The organism is Oscillochloris sp. ZM17-4 (genome assembly GCF_019599295.1).
Taxonomy (GTDB): domain Bacteria; phylum Chloroflexota; class Chloroflexia; order Chloroflexales; family Chloroflexaceae; genus Oscillochloris.
Genome location: NZ_JAIEWN010000042.1, coordinates 28,696 through 44,415, shown reverse-complemented (window position 1 = coordinate 44,415; position 15,720 = coordinate 28,696). Strand labels below are relative to the sequence as shown.

Annotated in this window: 13 protein-coding genes and 1 pseudogene; 13 read left to right on the top strand and 1 reads right to left on the bottom strand. The window is 67.0% G+C overall.

Going from position 1 to position 15,720, the window contains the following annotated elements; translation table 11 throughout:
- Nucleotides 1–712 precede the first annotated feature (712 nt).
- From K2Z83_RS22395 to K2Z83_RS22385, 3 genes are all read left to right on the top strand, one after another.
- Entirely contained in the window at nucleotides 713–2,521 is a 1,809-nt protein-coding gene (locus K2Z83_RS22395; protein ID WP_220597399.1) for a peptide ABC transporter substrate-binding protein, read from the top strand.
- A gap of 231 nt (nucleotides 2,522–2,752) precedes the next feature.
- Complete coding sequence (locus K2Z83_RS22390) at nucleotides 2,753–3,757, top strand: ABC transporter permease (RefSeq protein ID WP_220597398.1); 1,005 nt, start codon at nucleotides 2,753–2,755, stop codon at nucleotides 3,755–3,757.
- Between the two features lie 10 nt (nucleotides 3,758–3,767).
- Nucleotides 3,768–4,748, top strand: coding sequence for an ABC transporter permease (locus K2Z83_RS22385; RefSeq protein ID WP_220597397.1), 981 nt, complete (start codon nucleotides 3,768–3,770; stop codon nucleotides 4,746–4,748).
- Between the two features lie 109 nt (nucleotides 4,749–4,857).
- Here the strand turns inward: K2Z83_RS22385 and K2Z83_RS30150 are convergent.
- Nucleotides 4,858–5,007 (bottom strand): annotated as a pseudogene (locus K2Z83_RS30150) (YggS family pyridoxal phosphate-dependent enzyme); the annotation flags it as partial.
- Between the two features lie 31 nt (nucleotides 5,008–5,038).
- On the opposite strand from K2Z83_RS30150, the gene K2Z83_RS22375 reads away from it, so the two are divergent.
- The 10 genes from K2Z83_RS22375 to K2Z83_RS22330 all read left to right on the top strand — a co-directional run.
- Entirely contained in the window at nucleotides 5,039–6,586 is a 1,548-nt protein-coding gene (locus K2Z83_RS22375) for an ABC transporter substrate-binding protein (protein WP_220597396.1), read from the top strand.
- Nucleotides 6,587–6,742: 156 nt separating this feature from the next.
- Complete coding sequence (locus K2Z83_RS22370; RefSeq protein WP_220597395.1) at nucleotides 6,743–7,915, top strand: branched-chain amino acid ABC transporter permease; 1,173 nt, start codon at nucleotides 6,743–6,745, stop codon at nucleotides 7,913–7,915.
- 3 nt (nucleotides 7,916–7,918) lie between these two features.
- Nucleotides 7,919–9,229, top strand: coding sequence for a branched-chain amino acid ABC transporter permease (locus K2Z83_RS22365; RefSeq protein WP_220597394.1), 1,311 nt, complete (start codon nucleotides 7,919–7,921; stop codon nucleotides 9,227–9,229).
- 83 nt (nucleotides 9,230–9,312) lie between these two features.
- Nucleotides 9,313–10,092 carry an ABC transporter ATP-binding protein gene (locus K2Z83_RS22360; protein WP_220597410.1) on the top strand — a complete coding sequence of 260 codons (780 nt, stop codon included), beginning with the start codon at nucleotides 9,313–9,315 and terminating at the stop codon, nucleotides 10,090–10,092.
- A gap of 60 nt (nucleotides 10,093–10,152) precedes the next feature.
- Nucleotides 10,153–10,728 carry a hypothetical protein gene (locus K2Z83_RS22355; RefSeq protein ID WP_220597393.1) on the top strand — a complete coding sequence of 192 codons (576 nt, stop codon included), beginning with the start codon at nucleotides 10,153–10,155 and terminating at the stop codon, nucleotides 10,726–10,728.
- 94 nt (nucleotides 10,729–10,822) lie between these two features.
- Nucleotides 10,823–11,539 carry an ABC transporter ATP-binding protein gene (locus tag K2Z83_RS22350; RefSeq protein ID WP_220597409.1) on the top strand — a complete coding sequence of 239 codons (717 nt, stop codon included), beginning with the start codon at nucleotides 10,823–10,825 and terminating at the stop codon, nucleotides 11,537–11,539.
- Nucleotides 11,540–11,664: 125 nt separating this feature from the next.
- Nucleotides 11,665–12,618 (top strand): DMT family transporter, encoded by a 954-nt coding sequence (locus K2Z83_RS22345; RefSeq protein ID WP_255604416.1) that lies wholly within the window; start codon nucleotides 11,665–11,667, stop codon nucleotides 12,616–12,618.
- A gap of 89 nt (nucleotides 12,619–12,707) precedes the next feature.
- Nucleotides 12,708–13,787, top strand: a complete 1,080-nt coding sequence (locus K2Z83_RS22340) for a dipeptide epimerase (RefSeq protein WP_220597392.1) — start codon at nucleotides 12,708–12,710, stop codon at nucleotides 13,785–13,787.
- Between the two features lie 196 nt (nucleotides 13,788–13,983).
- On the top strand, nucleotides 13,984–14,562 hold the full coding sequence (locus K2Z83_RS22335; protein WP_220597391.1) for an ANTAR domain-containing response regulator: 579 nt from the start codon (nucleotides 13,984–13,986) through the stop codon (nucleotides 14,560–14,562).
- 257 nt (nucleotides 14,563–14,819) lie between these two features.
- Nucleotides 14,820–15,720 (top strand): sugar phosphate nucleotidyltransferase (locus tag K2Z83_RS22330; protein WP_220597390.1); only part of this gene is annotated, 901 nt, incomplete at its 3' end.

The window sequence follows — 15,720 nt, the reverse complement described above, 5'->3', positions numbered from 1 at the left end:
CCGCCGTGATCCTCCTGATCAACGCGGGCTTCGGCCTCAGCCTCTACGGGCGCGCCCCCGTCGGCGCACGCCTGCTCCAGATCGCCTCGGCGGGCGCGCAGATCCTCTTCGCGGTGGCCGTGCTAACGATCGTGCGCTAGATTCAGGGCTACGTCATGCTCCCTCGCCCGACCACCCGACGACTGAAGTCGCGGGCTGATTCGCCACCGAAGGCCGCCTGTGCGGCCTCAGGCAGGCCGCGCAGACGGCCTTCGCGATCTAGCCGGGGACTTCAGTCCACGGCACCGTGGCTGTGCTGACAATCGTGCGCTAGATTGACAGGTATCGTGAGTGCGTGGTAGGATTACTTCGCCACATGGATCGTTCCATACACATTGTCTTGTTGCGGGCGCGCGTTCATGCCGCCGCGCGCTTCAGGCGAGACGTACAATGACGTACGGTGTCGCGCCAACACAATCCTCATGGACGAGCTTGACCCCACCGCATACCCCCTCCCCAAGTGATCGCGCGTTCCGCGCGTCACGCTGTGATATGGTCTCCCCGCATGCTATCGGTGCTGGGGACGGCCTTATGTGCTGCCCGAAGCATAGCCAGCGAGGAGGCGCTATCGACTAGCTAGAACTAGGCCCGCTGTCCACCCTGGGGCTCACCCCTCAGTATCACCAACCCCATCGTGTCGGAATACAGATACCCTGCCGTTAAGGAGAGCTCAATGTCTATCCGAAACCTGCGCAACACGGCGGCCCTGGCGCTGATGCTTGTGCTTGTGATCCCGATCCTCGCCGCCTGTGGCGGCGCCCCGGCCGCGCCTGCGGCTACCGAGGCTCCGGCCGCGCCTGCGGCCACCGAGGCCCCGGCCGCCGCCGCCACCGAGGCCCCGGCCGCCGCCGCCACCGAGGCCCCGGCCGCCACTGAGGAGCCCGCGATGGCTTCCGGCACCGCCGAGCCCGGCGTCCTGCGCCTCAACACCGGCAACGAGCCGGACAATGTTGACCCGCAGAAGTCGAGCTTCGTCAGCGAGATCCAGTTCATCATGATGGCCTACCAGGGCCTGATGACCTTCGATAAGGATATGAAGCCCATCCCCGGCGCCGCTGAGAGCGTCGAGGCCTCGGCCGACGGGCTGAAGTACACCTTCAAGATCCGCGCCGACAGCAAGTACTCCGACGGCACCCCGCTGACGGCGAAGAACTTCGAGTACGCCTGGCACCGCCTGGCCAACCCGGAGACCGCCGGCCAGTATCAGTCGCTGCCCTGCGGTATCATCAAGGGCTACAGCGAGTGGTCGGCCGCCGCCTGCGAGGGCATGACCATGACCGACACCCTGGCCCTCGACCAGGCCCAGCTTGAGGCCGACTATGGCGTGAAGGCGATCGACGACAGCACGCTGGAGATCGAGCTGACCGCCCCCGCCCCCTACTTCCTGAGCATGGCCGCCCTCTGGATCGGCGCGCCGGCCCGCGAGGAAGATACCACCAAGGGCGACGACTGGTGGTACGATGCCGAGAACTATATCGGCAACGGCCCCTTCGTGCTCAAGGAGTGGGACCACGGCAACAAGGCGGTCTGGGAGCCGAACCCGAACTACGTCGGCCCGCTCGGCCCGGTCAAGCTCAAGCAGGTCGTCTACAACATGATCTCTGAGGGCCAGGTGGCCTTCCAGGCCTACCAGAACGGCGAGCTCGATATGCTCGGCGTCTCGCCTGAGGATCTGCAGACCGTCGAGTCGGACCCGGTGATGAGCAAGGAGACGGTCAACCTCGTCGGCTCCTGCACCTTCTACTTCGGCTTCAACACGACGATCGCGCCCTTCGACAACATCAAGGTGCGCCAGGCCTTCGCCCAGGCCTTCGACCGCGACGCCTGGAACCGCGATATCTTCGGCGGCCTCGGCTCGGCCACCCAGAGCTTTGTGCCGCCCGGCTTCCCCGGCTACCAGCCGGACCTGCAGCCCTGGCCCTTCGACCCGGCCGCCGCCAAGGCCGCCCTGGCCGACGCCGGCTTCCCCGATGGCGCGGGCCTGCCCGAGATCAAGCTGACCTACTCGGCCAGCGCGCGTAACAACGCCCGCTTCGAGTGGGTGGCCAACCAGATCAAGCAGAACCTCGGCATCGACGCCACCCTCGACCCGATCGACCCGACCGCCTTCTCGGCTGTCACGAAGGATAACCCGCCGCAGTTCTTCTCGCTCGGCTGGTGCGCGGACTACCCGGACCCGCAGAACTGGATCTCGCTGTTCCAGACCAACGGTCTGCTCAGCACCCGCGTCGGCTACTCGAACCCCGAGTTCGATAAGCTCATCCAGCAGGCCGATGTGGAGCAGGACGCCGCCAAGCGTGCCGACCTCTACGCCCAGGCCCAGACCATCCTGGTCAACGATGCGCCGGTGGTCTTCACCCGCAACGACGGCGGCCCTGAGCTGATCAAGTCCTATGTCCAGGGCGTTTCGGCCGACACGGTGACGCCGATCGACTACTGGCCGGGCTTCTTCAACCTGCCCAACGTCGACGTCCAGCCGTAAACCACTGAGCGGAATGATAGCGCCGCTGAGTCACTGAGGTGGTATGGAATGTTGGCGGTTGGCAGGGGTCTGCCAGCCGCCAACATTCCATGGTATGATTTAGCCAAGATACATCCAGCACAGCGAAACCTATAGCACCGAGCGAATGCAGTTGAGTCCGCGCGTGCCCGCAGCATGGACCTCAGTGGCTCAGCGGCTCAATTATTCAGTGATCTAAAGCGAGATTCGTCAATGACAGCGTATATTATTCGTCGCATTCTGTGGCAGATCCCTGTGCTGCTGATCGTGGGGCTGATGACCTTTGGGATCGCGAAGATCACCCCCGGCGGCCCCTTCGACACCGACCCGAACCGACGCCAGGTCTCGCCCAGCGTCGAGAAGATCCTGCGGCAGAAGTTTGGCATGGACCTGCCCTTCTGGCACCAGTTCACCCGCTATATGTTCTTTGACTTCGTGGGCAACCCGAAGACGGGCGAGACGGAGTTCCAGTGGGGGGCGATGGGCGGAAACTTCGGGCCGACCTACAGCTCGCGCGGGCTGCGCACCGTGCAGCAGGAGCTGTTTGGCGAGCGCTCCGGCAAGCCCTCGCGCTTCTACTACTCGGCCCGCCTGGGCATGCAGGCCCTGCTCCTCGCGATCATTGTCGGTATCCCGGTCGGCGTGCTGGCCGCGCTGCGCCAGAATACGATCATCGACTATGTGATCCTCTTCGTGTCAACCTTCTTCGCCTCACTCTCGACCCTGATCATGGGCTTCGTGCTGGTGATCATCTTCGCCGTGAGCCTGAACTGGTTCACGGTGATCCCTGACTGGACCGACCCGATCCGGCCATGGATTCTGCCAACCGTCGCCCTCGGATCGGTGCAGCTCGGCTTCATCACCCGGCTGACCCGCTCCAGCGTGCTTGAGGTGAAGCGCCAGGACTACATCCGCACGGCGCAGGCCAAGGGCCTGGCCGACCAGGTGGTGATCTGGCGGCATATGATCAAGAATGCCCTGCTGCCGGTGGTGACGATCCTTGGCCCGGCCGCCGCCGCCCTGCTCACCGGGACGCTCTTCACCGAGATCATCTTCCAGGTGCCGGGCATGGGCAGCCTGCTGGTCGAGGCGATCGGCAAGCGCGACTACTCGATGATCACGGCCGGCGCGCTGATCTTCGTCTTCTTCCTGGGCGTCGCCAATCTGATCGTCGATATCGCCTACGGCGTGATCGACCCGCGCATTAGCTACCAGTAAGGGGCGAGGTATGGCCACTACCGCACAGACGATCGGCGGCGCCGAGAAAATTGATCTGAACGCCCAGAAGCCGCGCAGCCTGTGGGCCGACGCGATGCGCCGGCTGGCCCGCAACCGGGCCGCCATGGCCGGGATCGTTGTTGTCGTGCTCTACGTCCTGATCGCGATCTTCGCGCCGCTGGTCGCGCCGAAGAACCCGGTCGAGCAGACATCAAACAACAGCCTGCGCCCGCCGTTCTGGGTCACGGATAACCCGCGGCGTATGCCGAACCCCGAGAACATCCTGGGCACCGATAATAATGGCCGCGACATCCTGTCGCGGCTGATCTTCGGCACCCGCGTCTCGCTGATCGTCGGCGTGGTGCCGCAGATCATCATCCTGGCGATCGGGATCTCGCTCGGCCTGGTCTCGGGCTACGCCGGCGGCTGGCTCGACAACCTGCTGATGCGGATCACCGAGATCGTGGCCTCCTTCCCCGACCTGCTCTTTATCATCACGCTCACGGTGGCCTTCCGCGAGACGCTCTTCGGCAAGGCCTTCAACGGCCTGCTGCTGATCTTCACCGCCCTGGCGATTGTGGGATGGACGGGCATGGCCCGCCTGGTGCGCGGGCAGGTGCTCTCGCTCAAGGAGAAGGAGTTCATCGAGGCGGCGCGGGCGCTGGGCATCCCGACCTGGAAGATCCTGTTCCAGCACATCCTGCCCAACACGCTGGCCCCGATCATCGTCTCGGTCTCGTTCAGCATCCCCGGCCTGATCCTGGCCGAGGCCGTCCTGACCTTCCTCGGCGTGGGCATGCGGCCCTCGGTCGATCCGGCAAACCCGCTGCCGACGAGCCTCGGCCAGATGCTGACGGAGGGCTTCTCGAACCTGAGCTCCGGCCCCTGGATGCTGCTCTTCCCGGTGCTCATGATCTCGTCGCTGGTGCTGGCCTTCACCTTCCTCGGCGACGGCCTGCGCGACGCGCTCGACCCCAAGGATAACGGATAATACTACTGATTGGAATGCCGAGCGGTGCCAGCAAAGCTGGCACCGCTCGGCATTCCAATCAGTAGGTTGTCGGTCGCAGCTCAGGCCGGCGAGGCGGGTGATCTTCGGGTCAGGTACGTGACCCGAAGATCGCCCGCCCCACGCGCACGATCGTCGCCCCCTCGGCGATCGCCGCTGCGAAGTCGTTGCTCATCCCCATCGAGAGCTCGTCCCAGCGGGCCTGCGGCAGGTCGCGGGCCAGCTCGTCGCGCAGCTCGCGTGAGTCGAGCGCCTGGGCTGCGGTCGAGGGGATGTACTACACCTCCGTGGCCGCCCCGGTGAGCCAGTTCCCCGACGCCGCCACCTTCGCCAGCGACTATAAGGCGCAGTACAACGCCGACGCCCCGCCCTTCTCGCCCCAGGCCTATGACGCCGCCGGCATCTGCGCCTCGGCGATCGCCAAGGCCGCCGAGACGGCCGGCGGCAAGCCGACCCGCGAGCAGGTGCTGGCCGCCATGGCTGGGATCGGTGCCTACAAGGGTATCACCGGCACCTACGACTTCAACGCCAAGGGCGACTCCAAGACCGCCACCTACTACGTGCTCCAGGCCAACATTAGCGACTGGAACGCCAACACGCTGTCCAGCAAGCTGGAGATCGCCCCGCCCGGCGAGGCGAGCAGCACGACAGAGACCCCCGCCGCCGACGCGGTGAAGATCCCGGCCTTCCTGGCCACCCTCACCAGCAAGGTCAGCGGCCTGAACTTGGGCACGATCAAGATCGCCACCCAGACCCCGCTGAGCGGCCCGCAGGCCGCCCTGGGCACCGGCATCCGCAACGGCGCCGAGCTGGCCATCGAGCAGCTGAACGCCGCCCTGGCCGGCTCCAACGTCACCTTTGAGCTGGCCCCGTTCGACGACCAGGCCAAGCCTGAGGTCGGCTCGGCCAACGCCAAGAATATCGCCTCCGACCCGGACATCCTCTGCGTCGATGGCCACCTGAACTCGGGCGTGGCCCTGGCCTCGCTGCCCGACTACAGCAACGCCAACCTGGCGATGGTCTCCCCGGCCAACACCAACCCGAAGATCACCGAGGGCGGCTTCGCCAACGCCTTCCGCGTGGTCGGTCGCGACGATGTGCAGGGCGCGGTGGGCGAGCAGTTCGCCCGCGAGACCCTGGGCGTCAAGAGCGTCTACATCCTGCACGACAAGACGGACTACGGCCAGGGCGTGGCCGAGTTCTTCCGCCAGAACGCGGAGAAGAACGGGCTTGAGGTGCTGGGCTTCGAGGGCACCGAGGAGAAGAGCGACTTCAGCTCGATCCTGACCCCGATCCAGGCGGCGAACCCGGACCTGATCTACTTCGGCGGGCTGTACGACCAGGCCGGGCCGTTCTTCCGCCAGGCCCGCGACCGCGGGATCACGGCGCAGTTCATGGGCCCGGACGGCATGGACAGCCCGGAGCTGGCCAAGCTGGCCGGCGACGCGGTGGAGGGCATGTATTACACCTCCGTGGCCGCCCCGGTGAGCCAGTTCCCCGACGCCGCCCAGTACGCCACTGACTACAAGGCGAAGTACAACGGCGACGCCCCGCCCTTCTCGCCCCAGGGCTATGACTCGGCCAGCTTCTGCGTCTCGGCCATCCTCCAGGCTGCGGCGGACGCCGGCGGCAAGCCGACCCGCGAGCAGGTGGTGACCGCAATGAAGGCGCTGCCGCTGCTCGGCGGCATCACCGGGAACTACCAGTTCAACGCCAAGGGCGACATCACCAAGGCCACCTACTACGTGCTCCAGGCCAACACAGCCGACTGGAACGCCAACAAGCTGTCCAGCAAGCTGGAGATCGCCCCGCCCCAGTAGCGCACTGAGCGGAATGATTGAGCCGCTGAGCCGCTGAGGCGCAGGCGGCTCAGTCGTTCAAGGCCCACGCCGTCAGGGTGGGTATGTCATACGTATTGGCGACGCGCGGCGGCCCGGACGCCGCGCGTCGGCGCAGATGAGTGAGGGATTCATCTCATGGCTGCTGAGGCGAAGGCTCCAACACGCCGGGTTTCAAGCCAGCGGACGCCCGCAGAGCTGCTGCGGGTTATCTTTCTTCCCCTTGGGCAGCTGCTCGCCTTTATCCTGGGCAGCGCGGTGGTTCTCGGCCTGATCGTGGTGGTTCTGGCATTCCTGCTGAGCCGCAGCGACCCGAAGATTCTCCAGACGGCCCTGGCGATCCTGCCCCAGGTGATCATCGACGGGATCGTGCGCGGCTTCCTCTTCGCCACGATCGCCCTCGGCTACACCATGGTCTACGGCGTGCTGGAGTTTATCAACTTCGCCCACGGCGAGATCTTTATGGTCGGCGGCTTCGTCGGCGCGGGCGTGTCCTACCTGCTCAACCAGTGGGGCATCCTGGCTAACCTGCCCGCCATCCTGTTTGTGATTATCGTCGTGCTGATCGGCATGACGGTCAGCGGCCTGCTGGCCATGGGCACCGAGCGGATCGCCTACCGCCCGCTGCGCAACGCGCCGCGCCTGGTGCCGCTGATCTCGGCGATCGGCATGTCGCTGGTGCTGCAGGACACCGTGCGCCTCGTCGCCACCAACACGCCGCTAGGCTTCAACGCCCGCTTCGAGACGCCAAACTTCGGCAAGCCCTTCCAGCTGGCCACTATCCCGCTGGGCGAGCGCGGCATCCCAGTGCTGATCGGCCCCAAGGCGGTAGTCTTTATTGTGGCCGCCATGCTGATGCTGCTGGCCCTGAACTACCTGGTGAACGCCACCCGGCTCGGCAAGGCCATCCGCGCCGTGGCCCAGGACCGGACCACCGCCAGCCTGATGGGGGTCAACGTCAACCAGATCATCTCGCTGACCTTCCTGATCGGCGGGGCGCTGGGCGGCGCGGCCGGCGTGCTCTTCGGCATGAATATCGGCACGGTCAACCCCTACATGGGCTTCATCCCCGGCCTGAAGGCCTTCACCGCCGCCGTGCTTGGCGGGATCGGCAATATTACGGGGGCGATGGTGGGCGGGATCGTGCTGGGCTTCCTGGAGGCCTTCGTGGCCTCCTACCTCTCGCTGTTCACCGGCGGGGCCTTCTCGGGGGCCAGCTACGCCGACATCGCGGCGTTCAGCATCCTGATCCTGATCCTGATCTTCCGCCCCGAGGGCCTCCTCGGCGAGTCGACGACCCAGAAGGTGTAGCGTATGGCCAAGAGCTCCCCACAGACGAGCGGCACGGGCGTCTGGGCGCAGCTGAGCGGACTGCTCGGCCGCGGCCCCGGCGGCTACGCCTTCCTGTCGATCTACGCGCTGGTTACCTCGCTGCTGCTGCTGTTTAACCCGCGCACCAACCTGTTCACCGACATCGTCTTCATCCTCTTCCTGCTGATGATCCTGGCGATCTACCGCACCAAGGTGCATATCGGCTTTAAGATCGCCCTCGGCGTGATCACCCTCGGCCTGGTGCTGCCGGCCTTCGGCACGCTCAACCCCTACTATATCGACGTGGCAACCCAGGCCGGCATCTTCGCCACCCTGGCCCTCGGCCTGAATGTGGTGGTGGGCTTCGCCGGCCTGCTCGACCTGGGCTATGTGGCTTTCTACGCCGTCGGGGCCTACCTCTGGTCGATCTTCAGCACGCCGCAGGTGGGCCTGATGATCGCCGGGGCCACGCCCATCCCGAGCGGCTGGTTCTACGGCTTTATCTTGGTCGGCCTGACCGTCGGCGGGGTCTTCGGCGTGCTGCTCGGCCTGCCGGTGCTGCGCCTGCGCGGCGACTACCTGGCGATCGTGACGCTGGGCTTCGGCGAGGTGATCCGCGTGCTGGCGGTGAACCTGGACAAGCCGGTGAATATCACCAACGGCGCCCAGGGCATCAAGGATATCGAGCGCCCGCCGCTCTTCTTCGGCGATGCCTTCCGCGCGATCGCCGGCGCCTTCGGCATGCAGCTCGACGATAACCAGCTCTACCAGCTCTTCTTCTACTTCATGGTGCTTGTGGTAGTGCTGATCACCATCCTGATCGTCAGCCGGCTGAAGAACTCACGTATCGGCCGGGCATGGACGGCCATCCGCGAGGATGAGACGGCGGCGATCGCCCAGGGCATCCCGCTGGTGCGTATGAAGCTGATGGCCTTCGCCGTCGGCGCGTCCTTCGCCGGGGCCATGGGCGTGATCTTCGCCTCGAAGCAGCTCTTTATCAACCCGCCCACCTTCGACCTGCTGCGCTCGATCGGCATCCTGACGATGGTCATCCTCGGCGGGCTGGGCAACATCCCCGGCGTCATCCTCGGCGCGGTGCTGGTGACGCTGCTCGACCTGCAGATCCTGCCGCGCATCGCCGAGATCCTGCGCAGCGCCCAGAAGGCCGGCTGGCCCATCCCGGCCGCCTTCGACCCGACCCAGTACCAGCGGCTGCTCTTCGGCCTGCTGATGATCCTGATGATGATCTTCCGCCCCGAGGGCATCCTGCCCGAGGACCGGCGACGCCAGGAGCTGCACGAGGACGATGAGTAGGGCCGAAGCACTTGCGCTGGCGCTTTGCGCCAGCGCAAGTGCTTCGGCCCTACGTGCGCGACCGATATGTAAGGAGGGGCATGATGGCCCTGCTTGATGCGACCAACATCACCAAGATCTTCGGCGGCCTGACTGCGGTGAATGATGTCACCCTGACGATCGAGAAGGGCAGCATCGTCAGCGTGATCGGGCCGAACGGCGCCGGGAAGACCACCTTCTTCAATATCCTCACCGGGATCTACAAGCCCGACAAGGGCGCGGTGCTCTTCGACGGCGCGCCCACCGCCGGCCTGCGCCCCGACCAGATCGCCGCCCTGGGCATGCGCCGCACCTTCCAGAACATCCGCCTGTTCCATAATATGACGGTGCTGGAGAATGCGCTGGTCGGCATGCACACCCACCTGCACGCGCCGATCTGGAATATTATCCTGCGCAACCGCAGCCTGCGCCTGGAGGAGGGCAAGGCCCGCGACCGCAGCCGCGAGCTGCTGCGCTTCGTCGGCCTGGACGAGAAGCGCGACGAGCTGGCGAAGAACCTGCCCTACGGCGACCAGCGCCGCCTGGAGATCGCCCGCGCGCTCGCCGGCGACCCCAAGCTGATCCTGCTCGATGAGCCGACCGCCGGCATGAACCCCAACGAGACGGTGGAGGCGACCAACCTTATCCGCCGCCTGCGCGATGAGCTCGGCGTGACGGTGGTGCTGATCGAGCACGATATGCGCCTGGTGATGGCGATCTCTGAGCGGATCTCGGTGCTCGACTATGGCACGAAGATCGCCGAGGGCGACGGCCAGGTGATCCGCTCGAACCCACGGGTGATCGAGGCCTACCTGGGCAAGGGGGCCGCCGGCAACGCGGCGTAGGGGCGTAGCAGCGGCGGAGCCGCTGCTACGCCCCTACGCCGCCCCACGCGGGAGGGTGCGATGCGGAACCTTCTCAACCGACGCGGTGTCCGCTGGCTTCTGGCCGTCGGCATTGTGGCTGTGCTGGCGAGCTGCGTGGGCGTATTGCTGCTGCGCCGCCCGGCGGCGGCCCACGACTCGGTGGAGATGGCCCGCGCGCGCTGGGCAGGGCGCGGCTTCGACGCCTACACGCTCACCCTGCGCCAGGAGACCCGCGACGGGGTCTGCGACCAGCGGATTGAGACGCAGGGTGAGCGGGCGACGCGGGCCGCCCGCAACAGCTGCGGCCAGCCGCCAAACTGGACGGTGACTCGCCTGCTGAACTGGATCGTCGAGCTTGAGCGCACGCCCTCGCGCTGCTACCCCGGCCCGAGCGCCTGCGCCTGTCAGGTCATGGCGAGCACGATGGTAAGCTACGACAGCGCGCTGGGCTACCCGCGCACGATCACCTACGAGTGGCGCAGCCGGCCCAACCTGATCAACCCGGCCTACTGGCGTATGCTGACCGATAAGACCTTCCCCGGCTGCTCGAACATCCAGGGCAGCGGCACCGGGGGCGCCCTGGTCGTCAATGTTCGGCTTGAACCTGAACCTTAGAAAATGTTGAATGTTGAATGTTGAATGTTGAATGGCCCACGCATGCAGCATTCAGCATTTAACATTCAACATTGAGCATTCAACATTCAACACTATGGCACTGCTAGAGCTACAGAACGTCCACACGTACTACGGCAAGATCCACGCCCTCAAAGGGATCTCGGTGCGGATCGAGAAGGGTGAGATCGTCACGCTGATCGGCTCGAACGGGGCCGGCAAGAGCACGACGCTGCGCACGATCTCGGGGCTGCTCACGCCGAAGCAGGGCCGCGTCCTGCTCAACGAGAAGCCGATCGACCACATCCCGCCCCACGAGATCGTCAAGATGGGCGTGGCCCAGTCGCCCGAGGGCCGGCGCATCTTCCCCCGGCTGACGGTGCTGGAGAACCTAGAGATGGGGGCCTACCTGCACGACACGCGCAGCCAGACCTACCAGGACGATCTGGAGCGGGTGCTGACGCTCTTCCCGCGCCTGCGCGAGCGGGTGGCCCAGAAGGGCGGCACGCTCTCGGGCGGCGAGCAGCAGATGCTGGCGATCGGCCGCGCCCTGATGACCAGGCCCTCGGTGCTGCTGCTCGATGAGCCGAGCATGGGTCTGGCCCCGGTGCTGGTCGAGCAGATCTTCGAGATCATCCAGGAGATCAACTCGCAGGGCATGACGGTGCTGCTGGTCGAGCAGAACGCGCTCCAGGCCCTCGGCATCGCCAACCGCGGCTACGTGCTCCAGAGCGGCACGATCGTCCTTGAGGATGACGCCAAGGCGCTGATCGAGAACGAGATGGTGCAGAAGGCCTACCTCGGCCTGGAGTAGGGGCGCAGCGCACTGCGCCCCCGCCAGGCGGGGGTTGTGGGGCGGCAAAGCCGCCCCACTAGATTTTCTATTATGGGTCTGGGCGGCGTAGCCGCCCAGACCCATAATAGAAAGTAGATTCTCCTATGAACAAAGCAAGCTCGCTGGGCGCCCGCCGCGCCGCGCAGGCCGGCGTCGGGGCCTCCTGGGCCTGGATGCTCGTCTCGCTGCTGGCCCACACCGGCTGGGGCGCCTACCCCGTCCTGGCCCGCTACCTCCAGACGGTCAGCCTCATCCCGAGCATGGCCCTGCTGAGCCTGGGCAACCTGATCGCCGTCGCCGTCTACGCGCCCTTCGCCCTGCGCCACCTCGACATGCGCCACCTGCGCTCGCGCGCGCTCTGGGCCTTCGCCCTGGTCGTCGTGCTGCGGGCGATCACGAACATCCTGGCCGCCCGCTACACCCACGCGATCTACATCCAGCTGATCACCCTGATGACCCCGCTGCTGGTGGCCCTGCTGAGCGCCGGGCTCTTCCGCGAGCGGCTGCCGCCCTACACGCTTCCCGCCATCGGCCTCTCGCTCGTCGGCGCCCTGCTGCTGATGAGCGGGGATATTGGCGCCGGCACTATGGGCGTGGCGCTGAGCGGCTCCGACTGGCTCGGCATCGGCATGGCCGTCGCCTCGGCCTTCTGCCTGGCCTTCTACATGATCCTGGTGCCGCGCACCATGAAGGACGCCGTCCCCGGCGAGGCGGTGCTGCTGGTGCAGCTGGTGACGCTGACCCTGGCCACCGGCGCGATCAGCCTAGTCACCGGCGAGGACTGGGGCCGCTACCTCGCGCTGGGCGCGGGCGACTGGGCCGCCTTCCTGGTCTTCGTGCTCTTTGTGCTGCTGGGGGCGAACCTGGGCCAGATCGCCTCGCTGCGCCGCCTGGGCGCGCCCCTGGTGAGCAGCACCATGGCCTGGCGCCTGGTCAGCACGCTGGCCATGGCAGCCCTGCTGCTCGGCGAGCGCCTGTCCTCGATCTGGCAGGCCCTCGGCGCCCTGATCGTCCTGGCGACGATCACCGGCTACCTCTGGCGCCAGCGGAGAGCGTAGCGAGTCTCTGGCGATCGCCCGTAAGGGCGCAGCAGCGCCGCGCTGCTGCGCCCTTACAATCTACCCGCAGTACGTAAGGAAGCAAGAGGATGATCTCACCGACGACGATCCGCTCGCTCAGCGTCGAGCCGCTCGACATCCCGCTGTTCGCCCCCTTCGGCATCTCCGGCGGCGCCCAGGACGTGGCCCGCAGCCTGCTCGTCACCGTCGAGCTGGCCGACGGCACCCGCGGCTACGGCGAGGCCGCGCCCTTCCCGGCCTTCAACGGCGAGACGCAGGCCAGCGCCCGCGCCGCCGTCGAGCTGAGCCGGCCGGCGATCGAGGGCTCCGACGCGCGCGAGTGGCGCCCGATCGCCGCCTATCTGCGCGACCGCATCGGCGCCGCCGGGTCGGCCCGCTGCGCCATCGAGACGGCCGTGCTCGACGCGCTCACCAAGCGGGCCTCCGTCCCGCTCTATGTCTTCTTCGGCGGCGCGTCGAACGCCCTGGAGACTGACATGACTATCACGACCGGCACGGTCGAGCAGGCCAGCACCGCCGCCCTGGAGATCCTGGCCCGCGGCATCTCCGCGATCAAGGTGAAGATCGGCTCGGGCGACCTGCAGCTCGACCTGGCCCGCCTGGTGGCCATCCACGCCGTGGCCCCCGACTCGCCGCTCATCCTCGACGGCAACGGCGGCATGAGCGCCGACGAGGCCCTGGAGCTGGTCGGCGCCCTGCACATCCAGAACATCCGCCCCGCCCTGCTGGAGCAGCCCGTCCCCGGCGATGACTGGGCGGGCATGGCCCAGCTGGCCCGCTGGGGCGGCGTCCCGGTGGCCGCCGACGAGACCGCCTCCAGCGCCGCGAACGTGCTGCGGGTCGCCAGCGAGCGGGCCGCCCAGGTGGTCAACATCAAGCTGATGAAGGCCGGCGTCGTCGAGGCCATGGACATCGCCGCGATCTGCCGGGCCGCCCAGGTCCGCCTCATGATCGGCGGCATGGTCGAGTCGATGCTGGCGATGTCCATGTCCGCCCACTTCGCCGCCGGCCAGGGCGGATTCGCCTTCGTGGACCTCGACACGCCCATGTTTATGGCCGAGAACCCCTTCGAGGGCGGCTTCCGCCAGGAGGGCGCCCGCCTTGAGCTCGCCCATATCACCGGCGGGCACGGGGTACGGCCGCGCTAGGGGACAGGGGACAGGGAGAAGGCTCCTGTCCCCTGTCCCCTGTCCCCTCAAGATGCACAGCCAGCTTTGTACATCCTGGCTATAGCCCGCCGATCCTTCTGCCGCTATACTGAACCTCACGCAATGGAATAGCACTGAAGCCCCCTGGCGCCGGCGACGGCGTGGCATGGGGCTTGTTTTGTTTATGAGGAGATCGATGGAGACTCGCATTCTGATCGCCGACGACGAGCCGCTGATTCGCATGAACCTGCGCGAGACGCTTCAGGAGCAGGGGTATCTGGTGGTCGGCGAGGCCGGCGATGGCCTGAGCGCGCTCAACATGACCCGGCAGCTGCGGCCAGACCTCGTCCTGCTCGATATCAAGATGCCCAATATGGACGGGCTCGTCGCCGCCAAGCACATCCACGACGAGGGCCTGGCGCCGGTGCTGCTGCTCACCGCCTACAGCTCCCGCGAGCTGGTGACTCAGGCCCGCGACTCCGGCGTCCTCGGCTATCTGATCAAGCCGGTGCGCGACGCCGAGCTGATGCCGCTGATCGAGGTGACGATGGCCCGCTGGTCCGAGCAGATCGGTCGCAAGAAGGAGCTGTTCCAGCTGCGCGACCGCCTGGAGACCCGCAAGCAGATCGAGCGGGCGAAGGGCTACCTGATGGATAGCCAGGGGCTCAATGAGGCCGAGGCCTTCCGCAGGATCCAGCAGCTGGCGATGAACAGCCGCAAGACGATGCGCGAGGTGGCTCAGGCGATCATGCTCGCGCAGCAGATCGCCTCCTAACAACGCACCCAGGTCGCTGCAATGGCGCATGTGGCGGGGGTTTGGGGGCGGCTCTGCCGCCCCCAATGGATATGTGAGGGTGTGGGAGAGCGAAGCTCTCCCACAAAAAAACTGGTTCTGCTGCGGTGCGGCGTAGCCGCACCGCAGCAGAACCAGTGCAGCATGTGCCTGCTAGGCACGCAATGGCTGTTTTGTGGTATGCTCGGGGCAGGCGGATGACACCTGCCCCGAGCATTTTTTGATCATAGGAGTATCCCATGTCGCGCCGCCCCGCCTCCGCGGCCTGCGCCACGCGCCACGCCGTCATCCTGGCCGCCGGCGAGTCGAAGCGCACCCGCCCGCTGACATCCCACCGGCCCAAGCCGCTGATCCCGCTGCTCGGCAGGCCGCTGCTCGCCCACATCCTCGATGAGCTGGTCGGCCTGATCGAGCGGGCCACCCTGGTGGTCGGCTACCGCGCGGATGAGATCGAGGCCGCCTTCGGCGACTCCTACCGGGGGGTGGCCCTGCGCTACGTGCGCCAGGAGCGGGTGGACGGCACCGCCGGGGCGCTGCGCGCCGTCGGCCAGATCGACGAGCCCTTCTTCCTGCTCTATGGCGACAACCTGATCGCCCACGCCGATGTGGTCGGGGTCTGCCAGTCCCTGCCCAGCCTGGCCGGGATGCGCGTGGAGGACGCCCGGCCCTTCGGCGTACTCCAGATCGCCGATGGCCATGTGCTCGGCGTCCTGGAGAAGCCGGCCGACCCGCCGCCCGCCGCCCTGGCCAACCCGGGGATCTACCACCTCGACGCGGCGGCCTTCCCGGCCCTGGCGAAGATCGCCCCCTCGCCGCGCGGCGAGTACGAGCTGACCGACCTGGTCGGCCTGCTGGCCGCCGAGCGCCGGGTGGGCTACCACGTCTGTGAGGGGTTCTGGGTGCCGGTGGGCACGCCCTGGGAGGCGCTCAGCGCGGCGCAGTTCCTCGTGTCCCGGGCCGGCCTGGGCGCGCAGATCATCCCCGGGGCGCGGGTGGGCGCCGGCTGCGTGGTCGAGCGCTCGGTGCTTGAGGCCGGGGCCGTCCTGGGCGACGGGGCCGTGGTGCGCGACTCGGTGGTCGGCGCGGGCGCCCGCGTCGGCGCGGGGGCGCTGGTGGAGAGCAGCTGGCTCGACGACGGGG

Bases quoted from the DNA above. Each gene is read 5' to 3' on its own strand.
- K2Z83_RS22395 (WP_220597399.1), top strand. From the start codon at position 713: ATGTCTATCCGAAACCTGCGCAACACGGCGGCCCTGGCGCTGATGCTT.
- K2Z83_RS22390 (WP_220597398.1), top strand. From the start codon at position 2,753: ATGACAGCGTATATTATTCGTCGCATTCTGTGGCAGATCCCTGTGCTG.
- K2Z83_RS22385 (WP_220597397.1), top strand. From the start codon at position 3,768: ATGGCCACTACCGCACAGACGATCGGCGGCGCCGAGAAAATTGATCTG.
- K2Z83_RS22375 (WP_220597396.1), top strand. From the start codon at position 5,039: ATGTACTACACCTCCGTGGCCGCCCCGGTGAGCCAGTTCCCCGACGCC.
- K2Z83_RS22370 (WP_220597395.1), top strand. From the start codon at position 6,743: ATGGCTGCTGAGGCGAAGGCTCCAACACGCCGGGTTTCAAGCCAGCGG.
- K2Z83_RS22365 (WP_220597394.1), top strand. From the start codon at position 7,919: ATGGCCAAGAGCTCCCCACAGACGAGCGGCACGGGCGTCTGGGCGCAG.
- K2Z83_RS22360 (WP_220597410.1), top strand. From the start codon at position 9,313: ATGGCCCTGCTTGATGCGACCAACATCACCAAGATCTTCGGCGGCCTG.
- K2Z83_RS22355 (WP_220597393.1), top strand. From the start codon at position 10,153: ATGCGGAACCTTCTCAACCGACGCGGTGTCCGCTGGCTTCTGGCCGTC.
- K2Z83_RS22350 (WP_220597409.1), top strand. From the start codon at position 10,823: ATGGCACTGCTAGAGCTACAGAACGTCCACACGTACTACGGCAAGATC.
- K2Z83_RS22345 (WP_255604416.1), top strand. From the start codon at position 11,665: ATGAACAAAGCAAGCTCGCTGGGCGCCCGCCGCGCCGCGCAGGCCGGC.
- K2Z83_RS22340 (WP_220597392.1), top strand. From the start codon at position 12,708: ATGATCTCACCGACGACGATCCGCTCGCTCAGCGTCGAGCCGCTCGAC.
- K2Z83_RS22335 (WP_220597391.1), top strand. From the start codon at position 13,984: ATGGAGACTCGCATTCTGATCGCCGACGACGAGCCGCTGATTCGCATG.